This window comes from Enterococcus devriesei, assembly GCF_001885905.1.
Taxonomy (GTDB): domain Bacteria; phylum Bacillota; class Bacilli; order Lactobacillales; family Enterococcaceae; genus Enterococcus_A; species Enterococcus_A devriesei.
Genome location: NZ_JXKM01000006.1, coordinates 16,173 through 31,250, shown reverse-complemented (window position 1 = coordinate 31,250; position 15,078 = coordinate 16,173). Strand labels below are relative to the sequence as shown.

At 38.2% G+C, this 15,078-nt stretch carries 15 protein-coding genes; 9 read left to right on the top strand and 6 right to left on the bottom strand.

Annotation, left to right across the window (positions count from 1 at the left end; translation table 11 throughout):
• Nucleotides 1–52: 52 nt before the first annotated feature.
• Nucleotides 53–484: a GFA family protein gene (locus RV00_RS09685; protein WP_071862404.1), complete on the bottom strand. Its 432-nt coding sequence runs from the start codon at nt 482–484 to the stop codon at nt 53–55.
• A gap of 160 nt (nt 485–644) precedes the next feature.
• Between RV00_RS09685 and RV00_RS09680 the strand changes: the two genes are divergently transcribed.
• On the top strand, nt 645–1,577 hold the full coding sequence (locus RV00_RS09680; RefSeq protein WP_071862403.1) for a helix-turn-helix transcriptional regulator: 933 nt from the start codon (nt 645–647) through the stop codon (nt 1,575–1,577).
• Between the two features lie 67 nt (nt 1,578–1,644).
• On the opposite strand, the gene RV00_RS09675 is transcribed toward RV00_RS09680, so the two are convergent.
• A complete protein-coding gene (locus tag RV00_RS09675) occupies nt 1,645–2,325 on the bottom strand; it encodes a DUF4767 domain-containing protein (RefSeq protein WP_071862402.1) in 681 nt (226 codons plus the stop codon).
• A gap of 313 nt (nt 2,326–2,638) precedes the next feature.
• Nucleotides 2,639–3,418 carry a hypothetical protein gene (locus RV00_RS09670; RefSeq protein WP_071862401.1) on the bottom strand — a complete coding sequence of 260 codons (780 nt, stop codon included), beginning with the start codon at nt 3,416–3,418 and terminating at the stop codon, nt 2,639–2,641.
• A 321-nt stretch (nt 3,419–3,739) separates the two neighbouring features.
• Here RV00_RS09670 and RV00_RS16420 point away from each other — a divergent pair, with 321 nt between their 5' ends.
• The 6 genes from RV00_RS16420 to RV00_RS09640 all read left to right on the top strand — a co-directional run bounded on the left by RV00_RS16420 (nt 3,740) and on the right by RV00_RS09640 (nt 8,224).
• Nucleotides 3,740–3,892, top strand: coding sequence for a hypothetical protein (locus tag RV00_RS16420; protein WP_169818946.1), 153 nt, complete (start codon nt 3,740–3,742; stop codon nt 3,890–3,892).
• A gap of 520 nt (nt 3,893–4,412) precedes the next feature.
• Nucleotides 4,413–4,622 (top strand): hypothetical protein, encoded by a 210-nt coding sequence (locus RV00_RS09660; protein ID WP_071862399.1) that lies wholly within the window; start codon nt 4,413–4,415, stop codon nt 4,620–4,622.
• A 45-nt stretch (nt 4,623–4,667) separates the two neighbouring features.
• Complete coding sequence (locus RV00_RS09655; protein WP_071862398.1) at nt 4,668–4,967, top strand: hypothetical protein; 300 nt, start codon at nt 4,668–4,670, stop codon at nt 4,965–4,967.
• A gap of 192 nt (nt 4,968–5,159) precedes the next feature.
• A complete protein-coding gene (locus RV00_RS09650) occupies nt 5,160–5,828 on the top strand; it encodes a hypothetical protein (RefSeq protein WP_071862397.1) in 669 nt (222 codons plus the stop codon).
• Between the two features lie 188 nt (nt 5,829–6,016).
• Nucleotides 6,017–7,585 carry a lysine--tRNA ligase gene (gene lysS, locus RV00_RS09645; protein WP_071862396.1) on the top strand — a complete coding sequence of 523 codons (1,569 nt, stop codon included), beginning with the start codon at nt 6,017–6,019 and terminating at the stop codon, nt 7,583–7,585.
• 132 nt (nt 7,586–7,717) lie between these two features.
• Entirely contained in the window at nt 7,718–8,224 is a 507-nt protein-coding gene (locus RV00_RS09640; RefSeq protein ID WP_071862395.1) for a GNAT family N-acetyltransferase, read from the top strand.
• 225 nt (nt 8,225–8,449) lie between these two features.
• Here RV00_RS09640 and RV00_RS09635 read toward each other — a convergent pair whose 3' ends face one another.
• Nucleotides 8,450–9,229 (bottom strand): SHOCT domain-containing protein, encoded by a 780-nt coding sequence (locus RV00_RS09635; protein ID WP_169818945.1) that lies wholly within the window; start codon nt 9,227–9,229, stop codon nt 8,450–8,452.
• Nucleotides 9,230–9,671: 442 nt separating this feature from the next.
• Here RV00_RS09635 and RV00_RS09630 point away from each other — a divergent pair, with 442 nt between their 5' ends.
• Nucleotides 9,672–10,682 carry an NADP-dependent oxidoreductase gene (locus tag RV00_RS09630; protein ID WP_211272387.1) on the top strand — a complete coding sequence of 337 codons (1,011 nt, stop codon included), beginning with the start codon at nt 9,672–9,674 and terminating at the stop codon, nt 10,680–10,682.
• 179 nt (nt 10,683–10,861) lie between these two features.
• Here the strand turns inward: RV00_RS09630 and RV00_RS09625 are convergent, their stop codons facing one another.
• Nucleotides 10,862–12,028 (bottom strand): iron-containing alcohol dehydrogenase, encoded by a 1,167-nt coding sequence (locus RV00_RS09625; protein WP_071862393.1) that lies wholly within the window; start codon nt 12,026–12,028, stop codon nt 10,862–10,864.
• 213 nt (nt 12,029–12,241) lie between these two features.
• Here RV00_RS09625 and RV00_RS09620 point away from each other — a divergent pair, with 213 nt between their 5' ends.
• Nucleotides 12,242–13,252: a PocR ligand-binding domain-containing protein gene (locus RV00_RS09620; protein ID WP_071862392.1), complete on the top strand. Its 1,011-nt coding sequence runs from the start codon at nt 12,242–12,244 to the stop codon at nt 13,250–13,252.
• A 574-nt stretch (nt 13,253–13,826) separates the two neighbouring features.
• On the opposite strand, the gene RV00_RS09615 is transcribed toward RV00_RS09620, so the two are convergent.
• Nucleotides 13,827–14,996, bottom strand: coding sequence for an RNA-guided endonuclease InsQ/TnpB family protein (locus RV00_RS09615; protein WP_276327100.1), 1,170 nt, complete (start codon nt 14,994–14,996; stop codon nt 13,827–13,829).
• Between the last annotated feature and the right edge of the window lie 82 nt (nt 14,997–15,078).

The following is a 15,078-nucleotide window of genomic DNA, read 5'->3' as shown; positions in this document are numbered from 1 at the left end:
CAAAATAAAAGAGACATGTCAAAATACTTTTTGAGACCCTTTTTGAACGTACTTATTTCGACTCATCAAAAAATTGCTGTTGGACCATTTTCATAATGTCCGCTTCCGTTAATTTCTTAGTCTCGTTGGCAAATTCATAGTAGGCGGGTTTTTGGTCATAATAAACTTCGACTTCTAATGTTGCCTCCGCTTGATCCTCGAATAAATCGATTGGGATGTTATACGAATCATTGACGACTAGATGATAAAAAAGATTCGAGCCGCAATTTGAGCAAAAGCCTCTTTCTGCCCACTCAGAAGAACGATATCTAGAAACAAAATCTTCTCCATTAATCGTGACACTCTCTCCTGAACCTGCTTCCACCGTTAACAGTGGCCCTGATCCCCAGCGGCGGCACATTGAGCAATGGCAAGCGCCGACCTCGGAATGAAACTCCGTCACTTCGATTGACACTTTTCCGCACAAACATTTTGCTGTTTTCATTTAATTCTCCTCCTTATTGATAGAACTTGTTTTTCACTTGTAGTATCTGACAGTGACTCCATCTCAATTTGATTACCTTCATTATACCTAACCATTGTTGACAGCTATATGGCAACAATCTACAATTAAAAAAGAACTTTTTTTGAAAGGCGGTGGACGGATGAAAGTGGAAAGACTAATCAGCATCATTATGATTCTGTTGGATAAAAAAAGAATCGGTGCTCAAGAGCTGGCAGAATTATTTGAAGTATCCCCTCGCACCATTTACCGTGACATCGATTCCATCAATCGAGCAGGAATCCCGATTCGTTCAACCTCCGGAGTCGGCGGCGGCTTTGAGATCATGGAGCAATACAAACTGGATAAAAAAGTCTTTTCCACCGTCGAACTTTCTACACTTTTGTTGGGACTTTCCAGTCTTCCCGATACGATGCACGGTGCTGAAACACAACATGCGCTGGCAAAGATTAAAAGCTTTATTCCTACCGAACACGCACAAGCGATTGAGCTAAAAACCAATCAAATAAAAATTGATCTAAGTCCTTGGGAGGGCAATCTCAATACCCAACCCTATTTAGAAATGATCAAAACCGCTTTGCGAAAAAATGAAGTGATTTCCTTCGATTATACCGACCAAAATGGGAACCAAACGGCTCGGAATGTCGAGCCTTATCAACTAGTCTTGAAAGGCAACCATTGGTATCTCCACGGCTATTGCAATCAGAGAAACGATTTTCGCCTGTTTAAATTGACACGTCTGTCAAACCTCCAGCTGCCAAATAATACCTTCACGCCACGAGAACATCACCCGCCGCAATTAAACTTTTCTGATAATTCAGCAACTACACAAACGGAAATCACTCTACGAATCCATTATTCCGTTCTGGACAGGATTCTAGATTATTGCACATATGAGGCGCTTTCGCCAGATGGCGACCAGCATTTTATTCTTCGTCTTCCATTTATAGAAAACGATTATTACTATAATATTCTTTTCAGTTTTGGGGATAAGTGCGAATGTTTAGCACCGCCTTATGTACGGAAGGAAATAAAACGACGAATACAGAAGATGGCTAATTTGTACGAACAATAAGAAGATTTTATAGACAATTTTCTACAAAAAAACAGCACTCGCAATTCATGCGAGTGCTGTTTCCGTTTTATTCGTTGACGATTGCGGCAAAGCCGTTTTTCAGCTCTTGGTTTCCAGTTTCTTGAAGATGGAAAGCATGGTCTTCCATTCCTTGATTTTGCATAGAAACTAAAACAACGGGCTGTTGATTATGAAAAGCAAAGAAGTAGACATGATTATTCATCCGTCCGCTATTTTCCGCATCAGAATAGACCGCTACAACAGAATATTCCGCTGATGATGTGCCGTCTAATGACCACTCTGCTGTCACAGGTTGGTTGTTCACTGACAATGGCATTTCTGATCCACCGATCACGCCGTCCGGTAATTGCAAGCCGTAGAAATTCACATTATTACCTGGCGCATATTCCTTATACGATTGACCCATCGCTTGTTCCCAAGTACTGATGAATCCTTGCAATTCTCCTGATTTAGTCGCATTCCAGGTTCCGGCAGTGCTGACCTCTTCTGACACTGACGTCGATTCTTCGGTTTGGCTAGAAACAGTGCTGCTAGTCGTTTGACTCGTTGAAACACTTGTAGCTTGTGTTGATGTGCTTTTTGAACTGCTTTCTTTTGTCGAACGAACCTGCGCAACTTGGCTCGTAGCTTCTGTGGATGAATGTGCCGCTTTTGACTCATTGCTGGTACATCCGGTAAATGCTGTTATTGAAAATAATAATACCATCCCAAATAATGCCTTCTTCATGGGATCACTCCTTCCGTTTATCTAAATGAAAGTATAGCAAATGTGATATTTTAAAATAAAATTATGGCAAATCATTTAGCTGATTGTTAGTCAGCTTTATTAAAGGTGAAAGGAATCCATAATGAAAGACCATGAGGTTATTTAAAACAACTTTTGCACTTTCCTCATTTGTGATAAAAATACAAAAAAGAATCCCTGATGCTTAACGGGTATCGAATTCTTTTTTTATTATTAGTTCTCTGTGTTCTCCGTTTTAATGAGGTCCAACTAGTGATCGCTCTTTAACAGCCGTTTTCTTCCGCGGGAATCGGAATCAATAAGACTGAATCAGTTCTTTTAATTTTTCCTGAGCTGCTTGATCCTCTGAGACTTGGAAATTTAAATCCGGTGTGTAGCTTCCTTGGCTCCCGTCATCCGCATATTCCCCAAATCCCGTATTGGTACTTACCGGCATTCCATTGCCTGTTTTTAATTCATAAACAACGCCATTATCCCCTAACAAATATTTACTGACAGGTTTAGTATGATCTAGCTTAACCGAATAATTGGCCGCAAAAGAGTCCGCAAACAATTCTTGTCTACCGATACCGCCATCTTTCGCAGTATAAAAAATACAACCACCAATCGCACGAATCGGAAACGCACTTTTTCCAGGTAGATTATTATTTTGGACTTGGACTTGACCATCAGGTGTGTTGGCGTACCAGTCGCCCCGTCCAGCTGCGCCATGATCAAAGAACCATTCGCTGACCGCCATATTCCCGATTGCCGCGCGCTGACTAGCCCAATTTAGAAATGCCAGATTGATTTGATTTCTTTGGGCGTCATTGAGTAGAACGCCTTTACTTGCAACATTAGCTGGCTGGCTTGTTGGTTCTTCTGTCGTTGTCGAAGATTGACTTGTTGATGTGGTCGTTTCTGAAGTCGATGAAACACTCGTTGACGATGTTGTTTGTGAAGTTGAGGAACTACTTGTTGACGATACTGGTGATGTACTGCTTGAAGCTGAATTTTCTTTTCCTTCCGTTGAACCGCATCCGGCTAATAAAAATACTGAAAAAAGACCCAACACTAAATAACTGCTTCTTTTCATTATGATCCCTCCAAAAACGAATGAAATACTTTTTATTTAATAATAGAGTGACTTCCATCTATTATTGTCTAGACTAACTTTATCACTAAATGAATAACAAAAAAAGATAGAAAAAAATAAACTACCCCTTCCAACAGCACGAGAGGTTGATAAATAAAACTTGAAAGTACCAAACTTTTTGATAATGCTGATTTTATATAGAATTGTTTGGTGAACTGACATTTTATCGGCTCCTTTTTTAAAGTTATCCTCTTTTTTACACTTATCTAACGGATTATTTACAATCACGGTTCATAATGAACATAGAAAGGAGAGGATAACATGATTCACACGAATTCAGATAACTGTTGTGTTTGTGTAGTATTCAATACTAAGTTAGATAGATTTCTCGTCTATGATAAAAGTAATCCTCATAAATTCGCGATTGGGATCACGATTGAACAAGCCTTGAAAAAACTAAATATCGCCACTTAGAACAAACTACTGAACTTCAGTAGCTTTTTTGTTTCTTATAGTACCTCCCTCATCTTCTCCTTCTTAGTCCTGCTCTAGTATAAATAATCCGTTAGAGGCCACACTTTGCCTTCATTTTTGTTATTAGAGATAGTAAAACCTCCGATCAATCCAAAAATAATCTTCCTTATTTTCTGCTTTCCTGTATTATTATTTGTGAGAGGTGACTCATGAAAAAATTTCAGAACTTATATTTAAACCATAAAATATTGTTCTTTTCATTGGTTTTTTTCGCTTCGATTGCGAAGGATTTAGCTAAGTTGATTATTCGGAATACTATCCAAAATGATTTTTACAGCTTTGTATTGAGCGTTTCCGCCTCACTTTTATATTCAGCCTTTATTATGTTTCTTTTATATGTTGTTTTTAAACTCAAAATAGATCAAGTAAAGCACTGACAAACAAGCGCTTCTTACTTTTGAAAGCTTTTTTGTTAGCGCTTTACAAGAGTGCTATACTATTTATAAGGAGAGTGAGAAGCATGCGTTATGTATTCGGCGTTATTTTTTTATTACTGAGTATTTGGCAATTTATCATGGCTAAACGAGCATTCACAAATCTTAAACAACATGGAGATAAAGGTACTTCACCATTCATCATGTTGGGGTTGTGGGGTGGAATCGTCTTTGCGATTGTTTTCTTGATTGTGGCCTTCAACTGCTTCTTTTCTGATTTTTCTAGTTGGATGTAAACGAAGTACTCGCATAAACTATTATTTATAGTAGAGGGATGACTCATGAAAAAAATATGTTTTGTCTTAACAGTCAGCACTGGACTAGGCTACAGTACAATGCTTTTACCCGTAAATTTTAGTGATAATAGTGATTTCAAAGACTATTTCTCCGAATATTATGATGTATCAATCAATTATCTTAGGGACAAAGACACCGTCGATTATTTGGTCGTCCCTGATCCCTATTTTCCTTTTGAAAATGAAAACAATCTTCCAATCATCAAAGTTCCCGCAAAATTCTTTCTAACTAGGAATTTCACGGAAATAAAGAAATCTATCGATGCGTATTTCGCTAATAACTAAGACCGATAATACAAGAGAGAAATCTCTTGTATTTTTTATTTTTTCCAGCCAACGATGTTTCAGATGCCTATCAAAAATCTATTTTGTAACCATAACCTCATATTTTCTACATAGCTTACTTTCACCTTATTTTTCTTTTCATTCACTCTTTATCAGGTATAATTATAATTATCAAATACATGAGGTAAATCAATGAAAAGAGACCAGCACAACAATCAAAAAAGGAATGCCATCTTAAACAAGCTGTTGATTCTGGTAGGCGTGATTATTATCGGCTTAGTCGCTTTTATTTTGGGGATGCAATTTGTTCAACCCACTGCTATCCCAGCAAGTAGTCAAAGCATCCCGACAACTACTCGAAGTTCAACTTCTTCTCAAGCATCGACCGCGACTTCTACGACGACTAAATTTTCCAGCTCCACAGAACCAAGCGCTACGCTGGAAAAAACGGAAGCCTATGCCGTTGATTTTCCAAAGGGCGATGTATTAATGGGAGAAGATGATTCTTTCAAATTTGCGGTCACGACTTATTTAGCGAACGACTCCCTGATCGTCTCTTATACTCCGAAAGAGTCTCACTCACAGGATGCCCACAACGGTGAGTCAGCCACCTTGTATCCGACGACAATCCCGACAACCCGAATTTCGGTGGTTGAAAATGGCCTCACGAAAGACGTTAAAATAAACACCGAGTTAAAACTACCTGCCAGTGACAGTAGTAAACCAAATCTTGCATTTTTCCAACCTTTCAATGGTGATGATACTAGGATTTATTCCTATCTGAATAGAGGCGGAAATATCGTGCTGGCCTTTTCATCAAGCGGTGAGCATGGTCCCTATTCAACAGTGGTGCTACAGTAAATTTTTTCATTCAAGAAAATAGTGGGGCTGGGATACTAATAATATTCCAGCTCTTGTTTGTGTCTATCAAGTTCTCACAATTTTCTTTTCAGCCAAGGACCCTCAGCTTCAGTTTTTTTCGGCTGTAATGATACAATGAGACTATCAATAGATCGGTAAATGATTATCAGGAAGAGGAGGTACTTTTTATGCATTGGGCTTTTCAAATCGCCACAAACTTGATTCAACAACATGAAGATCAACAAACACCGATTACTTGCGCCTCAGGTGTCAGCCCGTCCGGCTATGTCCACGTGGGAAATTTTCGGGAAATCGCCACGACGTATTTTGTTACCCGCGCGCTGAAAGAACTCGGCGCGACACCCCGTTATATTTTATCTTGGGATGACTATGACCGGTTGCGGAAAATACCCAAAAATGTCACGGGTGTTGCAGAGGAAAATATCGGTATGCCTTACACGAAGGTCGCCCCGCCTACTGATAGTAAAACGACCGCGGCTTCCTATGGTGCTTATTTTGAAGCGATGTTTATTGACGATTTGGCTAAATTAAATATCAAACCGGAATTCATTTTTGAGACTGAACGCTATGAAAACGGCGCTTATGATGACGAGCTGGCTTTAGTTTTAACCAATCGCAAAAAAATCTATGACATTTTAAGTCGTTTTCGGACCGAGGCTGCCAACGATGCGGAGCGCGAAACCTATTTCCCGATTTCTTTGTATTGTGATCAGTGCGGCCATGACATGACGACGATTTCTGCTTACGACGAAAAAAGCCAGACACTCTCTTATGAGTGTCGAAATTGCGGCCATCACGGCACGCAAACGATTGGTCAGCACCAGCACATCAAGCTCCATTGGAAGATCGACTGGCCGATGCGTTGGCGCTATGAAAAAGTCGCCTTTGAACCCGGTGGCAAGGACCATTCATCAAAAAACGGCAGCTTTGACGTCGCAAAAGCCATCGCCAAAGAAATTTTTGACTGGCAAGCACCGCTATACCAGCCCTATGATTTCGTAAATATCAAAGGCCAAACGATGAAGATGTCCAGTTCGACAGGAAATATTTTGACCTTGCCGGATTTATTATCGATCTACACACCAGAATTGGTGCTTTATTTATATGCCAAGTATCAGCCAAAGGCCCAATTCGATTTAGGCTTAGACGATGATGTTTTACGAAATTATGCTGAATTCGAACGACTCGTTCAAAAAGCCAAAACAAGTGAACTTGATGAAATGAACCAGCAATTACTGACGTTAACCGGTGTTGATTTGGAGCAAACCTATCCTAGCTTCAATCATGTCGTCAGCATCCTATCTTTGACCGCCAATAACCAAGCAATCGCCAAAGATTTGTTGAAAAATGAAGCCGCCTATACCGAAGAAGCGATCAATTATATCTTAGAACGAGCCAGCTATTGGATCGAAAATGACGCGAAAACACGTTTAGTCACCATCAATCAACAGCCTGATCAAAAGACTTACGAACAATTATCGGCGACCGTCAAAGAGCAACTAGAAAAATTCGCTCAGCTTTTAGAGACAGCCACAACTCTAGACGATGACGAGCTGATGCAAAAAATCTATGACCTCTCCGATGCCACCGATAAAAAAGAAAAGCGCACAGAACAAAAAGAACTGTTTTCGGCCATTTATCAACTGACTTTGAACCAAGATCACGGCCCAAGAATCCCACTGCTGATCAAGGTCGTTGGGCCAGAAAAATTGAAGCAGTTGATCCATTTTGACTAAGCTTAGGAGCTGGGACAGTAAAATAGTCCCAGCTCCTTTTGCGAATAAACAGATCGATCAATCGTGTCTGATTTAAGTTCTTTGTTCAGAGATGATATTATTAAGGAAAATACACTTTGGGGAGTGAAAACAATGAATCCAGTCCTCCGAAAATGGCGGGTAACAGACGCTGAAGCATTAGCCAATATTTTGAATAATAAAAAAATCCAAGCGAATCTACGAGACGGTCTTCCCTATCCATATACGAAAAAAGATGCACAACTTTTCATTGAAGCAATGTTAAAGGCTGATCCTGCCAAAACATTTGCTTTTGCCATCGTTGATCAAGAAAAAGTCATTGGCAGCATTGGTGCGTTCCGTTGCGAAAATATTCATCGCCGTTCAGCAGAGCTGGGTTATTATCTATCGGAAGAATATTGGGGAAAAGGTTTTATGACTGCTGCCGTCAAAGCACTGACGGAGTATCTTTTTACTGAGACAGATATTATTCGAATCTTCGCTGAGCCCTTTTCAACCAATCTTGGCTCTTGTCGCGTACTAGAAAAGTGCAGCTTTCAATTAGAGGGTACTTTACGGAAAAACGCAGTGAAAGATGGATGTATAATCGATATGCAACTGTATGCGCGGATTAATGAATAACTGATTAAACTAAAAAAGATACAAGTCGTTAGTTGTAACGAGCAGCCTTTGATAAGGCTAAAAGAAATGAATGAATAGTTATCTTTAATACTACAAAAAACCATGAAGCAAGTGCCCGTTTCCAGGCAATTGCTTCATGGTTTTTGTCTAGCAAATATAAATTGTTTTCTGCCTAGATAGTTATCCGCAGATACAGCTCTAAATAAGTGACTGATTGTCTTCGGACTAGTTTTCTAGTAATTCTTTTTTCTTAGCATCAAATTCTGCTTGTGTCAAAATACCCTCATCTAACAGTTCTTTGTATTTACGAATTTCATCGACTGGTGAAAGTATTTCTGCTGAAGAAGCACTGGTTTCGGGAGCAAAGAGACTGTCTAGTTTTTCCACCAGTTTGTTATAATCATCGACTAATGCTCTTCCAGTGATGGAATCTAATTTGACATCTGTTTCAGCCAATAAAAATTGAATCTCCCGTCCATCTTTTAAATGAAAGTCAATGCCTAAGCGGCTGATGGATTCAATACTCTTTTTGCCAGTACTAGAAGCAACTAATGATCCTAACGGTCCCGCGACGGCCCCGCCAACTACGCCGCGACTAAAAGAGCCTTTGCGCATTTTGCCACTATCAAAAATAGGTGTATAACTATCAATGTCTTCGTATTTGATTAACGACTGTGGCCGATTAAACATGATTGATTTCTTGATCAACAAAGCTTGCTCTTGATCATTGAATAGCACATCATTGATCGTCAAATTTGCATGCGCTTTAAATTGTGCTAGTTGACTTTTATGCAGATCTTTTGCGTTAACCTCGCCAGCATCCGCTGGCAAACGTTTTTTAAACTCGGCACTTGTCATCGTTTTCAATTCTTTAAGATCCGCAAAACTTCCACCGTAGCCAGCTAATTTGAAACAATTTTTACAAGCATAGTCGCCATCACCTAATTTGTACCCGCTGCTCAACGCACCAATTTTGTTCTCACATCCGACACATATTTTTGCCATTTTTTTCACCCTCATTCCTTTTTTATTTATTAGTTAAAAATACAAGTCTGACTTCACATTTGGCTTCTTACAATAAACAATCATTAAAAAAGTTATTAAAAGAATCTTATCTACAATTCAAGTGTAGCAAACAGCAGCTGAAATTAGCAAGAAAGAATATAAGTGAATGGATTTTATAATTATTTTTTAATTGAAAAATCAAATAATAACTATAGAAGATAACTCGGTTAGAGAGTATCTTATGAACCTTTTCCATATATGACGTTGTACTTGGCTTGATAATTCTCAAACTTTCAGGACCAAAAACTTACATTCTATCCATCGTTAGAATGTAAGTTTTAATGGTTGACATTTTTAAACCAAAGCATTAGACTCCCTTTGATGATCGTTCAAATTTTTAAACGATAACTTTGAATTGGAGGAATTTATTTTGACTCATACAATGAAGGCAGCCTTAATCACACACTATAAACAAGCGTTTCCTAGTATAGAACAAGTAGTAATCCCTAAAATAGGTGCTACAGATGTACTGGTTAAAGTCGTTGCTGCTAGCATTAATCCGATTGATTTAAAAACTAAAGATGGTGGGTTAAAAATGCTCTTAAAATACAACATGCCATTAGTTTTGGGGAGTGATTTCGCAGGAATCATTACACAAGTTGGCGAAAAAGTCACTGCTTTCAACGTCGGCGATCCTGTCTATGGTCGCGTCCAAAAGAATCGAATTGGGACATTCGCTGAATACATCGCTGTCGACCACAATGACATCGCTAGAAAACCACGAAATCTAAGTTTTGAAGAAGCCGCGGCGATTCCATTAGTCGGCTTGACTAGTTATCAAGCGCTACATGATATCATGAAGATCAAACCAGGCCAAAAAGTTCTGATTCAAGCCGGCTCGGGCGGCATTGGTACCATCGCCATCCAAATCGCAAAAATGTTAGGAGCCTATGTCACTACAACGACTAGTGCCAAAAATTTTGCGCTAGTTAAATCTCTCGGAGCGGACCAAGTCATTGATTATAAAACAGAAAAATTTCAAGATAAACTATCTGACTATGATTACGTTTTTGATACACAAGGCGGAAAAATTTTGGAGGATGCCTTCAAAATCATTAAGCCCGGCGGAAAAGTCGTCAGTATCTCTGGTTTGCCAAATGCGCGATTTGCTAAGGAATACCAATTGCCACTTTGGAAAAAACTAATTTTTGCTTTGATTACTAGCAGACTGTCCGCTTTAGAAAAAGCCGCTAAAGCTGAATATATCTTCCTTTTTATGAAGCCTAGCGGAGCAGAATTAGAAATCCTCCGAACCGCTATCGAAGCAAACAAAATAAAACCGGTGATCGATCGAGTCCTACCTTTTGCTGCAATTGAGGAAGCCTTTCGCTATTCCAAATCAGGCAGAGCAAAAGGCAAGATCATCCTTAAAATCAATGAAATAGCCGAATAAAGAATCCGCTGATCCTTTATTTAGCTTGGATCAGCGGATTCTCTTATTTTGGCAATGCAGTAAGTTACATTTTACTGTCGGGATTCACATCCCTTTGGTTGAATACTATTTTTCAATTTAAATCAACAGCTTGCTTCAAAATTTTCAAGATTAACTTGTTGATGGTTTATCAATAAAAGCTACGCATTGTAAGCTTGAGTAAATAATTCTACAATATCTTCTTTGGTACCTTTACGCGGATTAGAAAAAGCGTTCCCGTCTTTCAATGCGTTATCTGCCATCAGATCGAAGTCTTTAGGATTAGCACCAATTGCCTTTATATTCACTGGAATACCAACATCTTCTGAAATTCTTTCCAAAGCAGCAATTCCTTTTTCTGTTGCTTCCATTTTACCTAGGCCTTCAATGTTTTCTCCTAAAAAGACAGCGATATCTGCAAACCGTTCTGGACTAGCTATCATATTCCAGCGTTCAACAGTTGGCATCAATACCGCACAACATACGCCATGCGGTGCATCGTATTGTCCGCCTAATTGGTGAGCCATGGCATGCACATAGCCTAAATCTGCATTATTGAAGGCCATTCCTGCTAAAAGCGAAGCATATGCCATATTGGTTCGTGCTTCCAAATCGTGCCCATTTGCTACCGCTCGACGCAAGTATTGACCAATCAATTTGATCCCTTTTTCTGCTTGTGCATCAGTGATAGGATTTCGATTTTCAGATACATAAGATTCAACACAATGACATAGTGCATCCATACCAGTTGCAGCTGTTAATTTGGTAGGTACATCTAACATAAGCAATGGATCGTTAAAAGATACTAATGGCACATTACGCCATGACACAACCACAAATTTTAGATGCGTTTCTTCATTTGTCAAAACCGCATGACGTGTAATTTCAGAAGCGGTACCGGCTGTTGTATTAACGGCCATTAGTGGCGGCAATGGATTTTTCAAAGTTTCTATCCCTGCCAACTTTGTTACGTCATCCCCATTAGTTAGTACAATACCGATTCCTTTACCGCAATCATGGACTGAACCTCCACCAATGGTAATAATGGAATCGCATAAGCTGTCTCTATAGATCGCAGCACCATCCATTACATTACGGATCTTAGGGTTAGGCTCTACACCATCAAAAAACACATACTCCACACCAGCAGCTTTTAGGCTTGCTTCCGTTTGTTTAACAGGGCCATTTTCAAGATTACGCAAAAAACTGTCAGTTACTAATAATACTTTTTTCATATTCAGTAATTGCGCGCGTTCACCAATTTTTTCGATTACACCAGGACCAAAGAAGTTCACACTAGGCATCATAAAATCAAAATTATTTTTCATTGCGATCATCCTTTTTAAAATTTTAGACAAGTTACTTTTTTCACTTGCCGCTAAATACTGATTTCTATATTTGAATCATACATCGTATTCAGTTAAAAAGCATGACACTATGATGGCGCTTTCTCGTCAATTTAAACAGGATTATCTTACAAAATAGGATTATTTATCATTAATAAAAAAAGGGGTATAATCATACAAAAGGAGGCGGTTCGAGTGGAAAATGCTTTTGAACTTGACACTGTACTAGATATAGAAAAATGGGAAAAGCTTCAAGATAAAATTGCTAGTGCTACACATTTAGCTATTCTATTAGTTGATTATCGAGGCGTTCCAGTAACGCGCCACAGTCAGGTAAAGCCATTTTGCCATTTAGCTCGTACCGACCCTCAAATGAGCAAATACTGCGAAAAGTGTGATGCTCGTGGCGGGCTTGAGGCTGCCCGAACTTACCGGCCATTCATTTATAGATGTCATTTCGATATTATTGACATGGCGATCCCAATTACAGTAGAGGGACGTTACGTCGGCGCGATTATGGCAGGAGAAATCATGTTAAATCATGATCAAGACGATTTAGAACAAGTACTAGATTTGAAAAATCTGCCAGAAGTTGCTGCTTTTAAAAGTGAGCACTATCAGTTATTGGAGAATTATCCTCAGGTATCTTTAAATGACCTTAAACTTACGGCAGACATGCTAGAAGAGTTGTCTGAATATATCGTCAGTGAAGCCATTAAAAAAGATTTTCTTGCCATGTCGTACAACAAGACTTTACGTTTTTCAAAAAAATCAGCCGGTAATCAGCAAGATTCCGAGCAACATGACTCACTCTTTTTAAATGATACTTTACGCTACTCGCTATTAAAGAAAAGACTGCAAGACAGTGGTATCTACTTAGCCGAAAATAAACTACTCCAACCTGCAATCGATGCAATCTTTACGAATAAAGATCAGCATCTTGATTTACACACTCTTGCTAAGTTAGTGAATGTAAGTCCTAACTATCTCAGCCGGCTATTGCGTAGAGAATTTGGTGAGCCCTTCAGCCAGATCTACGCAAAGCTGAAAATATATTGGGCACAAGAATTGTTACTCACTACTGACCTTTCAGTTAACGCGATAAGTGATACGCTTGGCTTTCTGGAACCTAGCTACTTTATTCGCTCATTCAAAAAAGTTGCTCACATGACTCCATTGAAATGGCGTCAACAAAAAAAAGACTAATTTTTTAGTCTTTTTGTCGTGTTTTTCGTAGCGAGGTGTGTCTTCAATTTGGCTTCCGTAATCTTTTGAACCGTTTCACCAAACTCCTTCCTTAAACGCGTCTCTTATGTCTCAATAGTCTTAATATCATAGTGTTGAATCATTTCTTTAATTTGATCTTTAGAGAGCATACTCATGGTCACTCCTCCCGAATTGTTTTATTTCATTTTACTATTGAAACTTATACAAAATATTATATACTCTCACCGTTTACGATAAAAAAACTCCTTTTGATAAAATAAACGGTTGATAACCATTTATCGGTATATCGTAAGGAGTTTTTATCACTAAAATATGATTTTTATATACTTTCCAAAAAATATTGGCTAAAAATCATTGATATAAATACCTAAAGAATACTATTATGACCCACTAACATGCATTCTAGGAGTCGTTGCCAATATCTATTAAAGTCAATATAAATATTGTTTATTTCCTGATTCATCGTGTTGAAGCTAAACTATTAATTATAAAAAATGAATAGAAGCATAACACTCCACAGGCGTATATTCGGATGCAACGCGTCCTACATTATCTAATTAATACTATAATCGATTAAATTTAAACTAGTGTTTCTATCCTTTAAAATTGTGTTGTTGCATTCTAGACACTGGTATACAACTCCAGATTCTAAAAGATTAAAGTTCATACTTTTACATCTATAACATATTTTACTACAAGGATCGGTTGGGGCCACTTCGGTAAAATCAATATTTAGTTCTTCACATTTGTAGTGGAGTTGCCTTTTTAATTCATAATAGCACTCCTTTGATAACCTTTTCTGATGTTCTTGTTTTTTCATTAATTCATGAAGGGGTAAATAAGAAATCACTATTTTCTCAGGGCGCTTCCTGAGAATGGTCATGGTAACATAGTGCCAATAGTTTTCACGAATATTTGAAATTTTCCTGTAGATCAATTGAATTCTTATCTCTAACTTGTGAAGATTCTTTTTTTCAACAAATAATTTATCTTCGTTCATCCTTATCTTTCGACGATGTTGTTGTTTTAGTCTAGCTAGTTTTTTCTCAAGTTTTCGCATTGTGTCAGTTTGGTTTATTGAAGTAAATTTTTCTCCCGTAGATAACACAACTGGATAAGTTCCATCCAAGCAAATTCCCAAAGTACCACTTATTGGATAAGTTATTTGATCAACTTCTAATCCCACAGCTAAATACCAATACTTTCCGTCAAAAGAGATTCTAGGATTATATACTTTCTTATTCACCGGCAAATTTACATTCGATTTTACCCAACCTATTTTTTCCAACAATACAGACTTATCCTTAAACTTTATACGTGTTGAATCATTATAAAATGAGGGAGTTGTTTTCTTCTTAGTTTTATATTTCGGAATTTCAACATATAAATTACTTGACCCATCTATTACATGAAACCACTTTTTGTAAGCATCACAAGCATCTTTAACAGCTTGCTTTGCTATATTATTCGACACTAAGCTTAACCAATAGTATTTAGGCCGTTTTTTCATTTTTGTAATATGTTTTCGAATCACCTGGTCGGAAAGGAATCCTCCATTATTAAATCGATAATTCATACGTTGCATACTTATTGTATAGTTATAGACCCAACGAGCAGTTCCCGCGGATTGCCATAGCTTCATTAATTGTTCATTCGTGGGACATAGCCTTATCTTTTTCCTCGAATCATTTTTTCCCTCCCTCGAGATTAATGATCTCTTCACAAGAATATTATTGACAAGTCTCCATTAAAATCATTAATTATAAATAAATAATGAAATGGAGTCTTCACTATATTTCTGTTGC

Bases quoted from the DNA above. Each gene is read 5' to 3' on its own strand.
- RV00_RS09680 (WP_071862403.1), top strand. From the start codon at position 645: ATGAAAGTGGAAAGACTAATCAGCATCATTATGATTCTGTTGGATAAA.
- RV00_RS09640 (WP_071862395.1), top strand. From the start codon at position 7,718: ATGAATCCAGTCCTCCGAAAATGGCGGGTAACAGACGCTGAAGCATTA.
- RV00_RS16420 (WP_169818946.1), top strand. From the start codon at position 3,740: ATGATTCACACGAATTCAGATAACTGTTGTGTTTGTGTAGTATTCAAT.
- RV00_RS09685 (WP_071862404.1), bottom strand. From the start codon at position 484: ATGAAAACAGCAAAATGTTTGTGCGGAAAAGTGTCAATCGAAGTGACG.
- lysS (WP_071862396.1), top strand. From the start codon at position 6,017: ATGCATTGGGCTTTTCAAATCGCCACAAACTTGATTCAACAACATGAA.
- RV00_RS09670 (WP_071862401.1), bottom strand. From the start codon at position 3,418: ATGAAAAGAAGCAGTTATTTAGTGTTGGGTCTTTTTTCAGTATTTTTA.
- RV00_RS09650 (WP_071862397.1), top strand. From the start codon at position 5,160: ATGAAAAGAGACCAGCACAACAATCAAAAAAGGAATGCCATCTTAAAC.
- RV00_RS09675 (WP_071862402.1), bottom strand. From the start codon at position 2,325: ATGAAGAAGGCATTATTTGGGATGGTATTATTATTTTCAATAACAGCA.
- RV00_RS09655 (WP_071862398.1), top strand. From the start codon at position 4,668: ATGAAAAAAATATGTTTTGTCTTAACAGTCAGCACTGGACTAGGCTAC.
- RV00_RS09625 (WP_071862393.1), bottom strand. From the start codon at position 12,028: ATGAAAAATAATTTTGATTTTATGATGCCTAGTGTGAACTTCTTTGGT.
- RV00_RS09635 (WP_169818945.1), bottom strand. From the start codon at position 9,229: ATGGCAAAAATATGTGTCGGATGTGAGAACAAAATTGGTGCGTTGAGC.
- RV00_RS09660 (WP_071862399.1), top strand. From the start codon at position 4,413: ATGCGTTATGTATTCGGCGTTATTTTTTTATTACTGAGTATTTGGCAA.
- RV00_RS09630 (WP_211272387.1), top strand. From the start codon at position 9,672: ATGAAGGCAGCCTTAATCACACACTATAAACAAGCGTTTCCTAGTATA.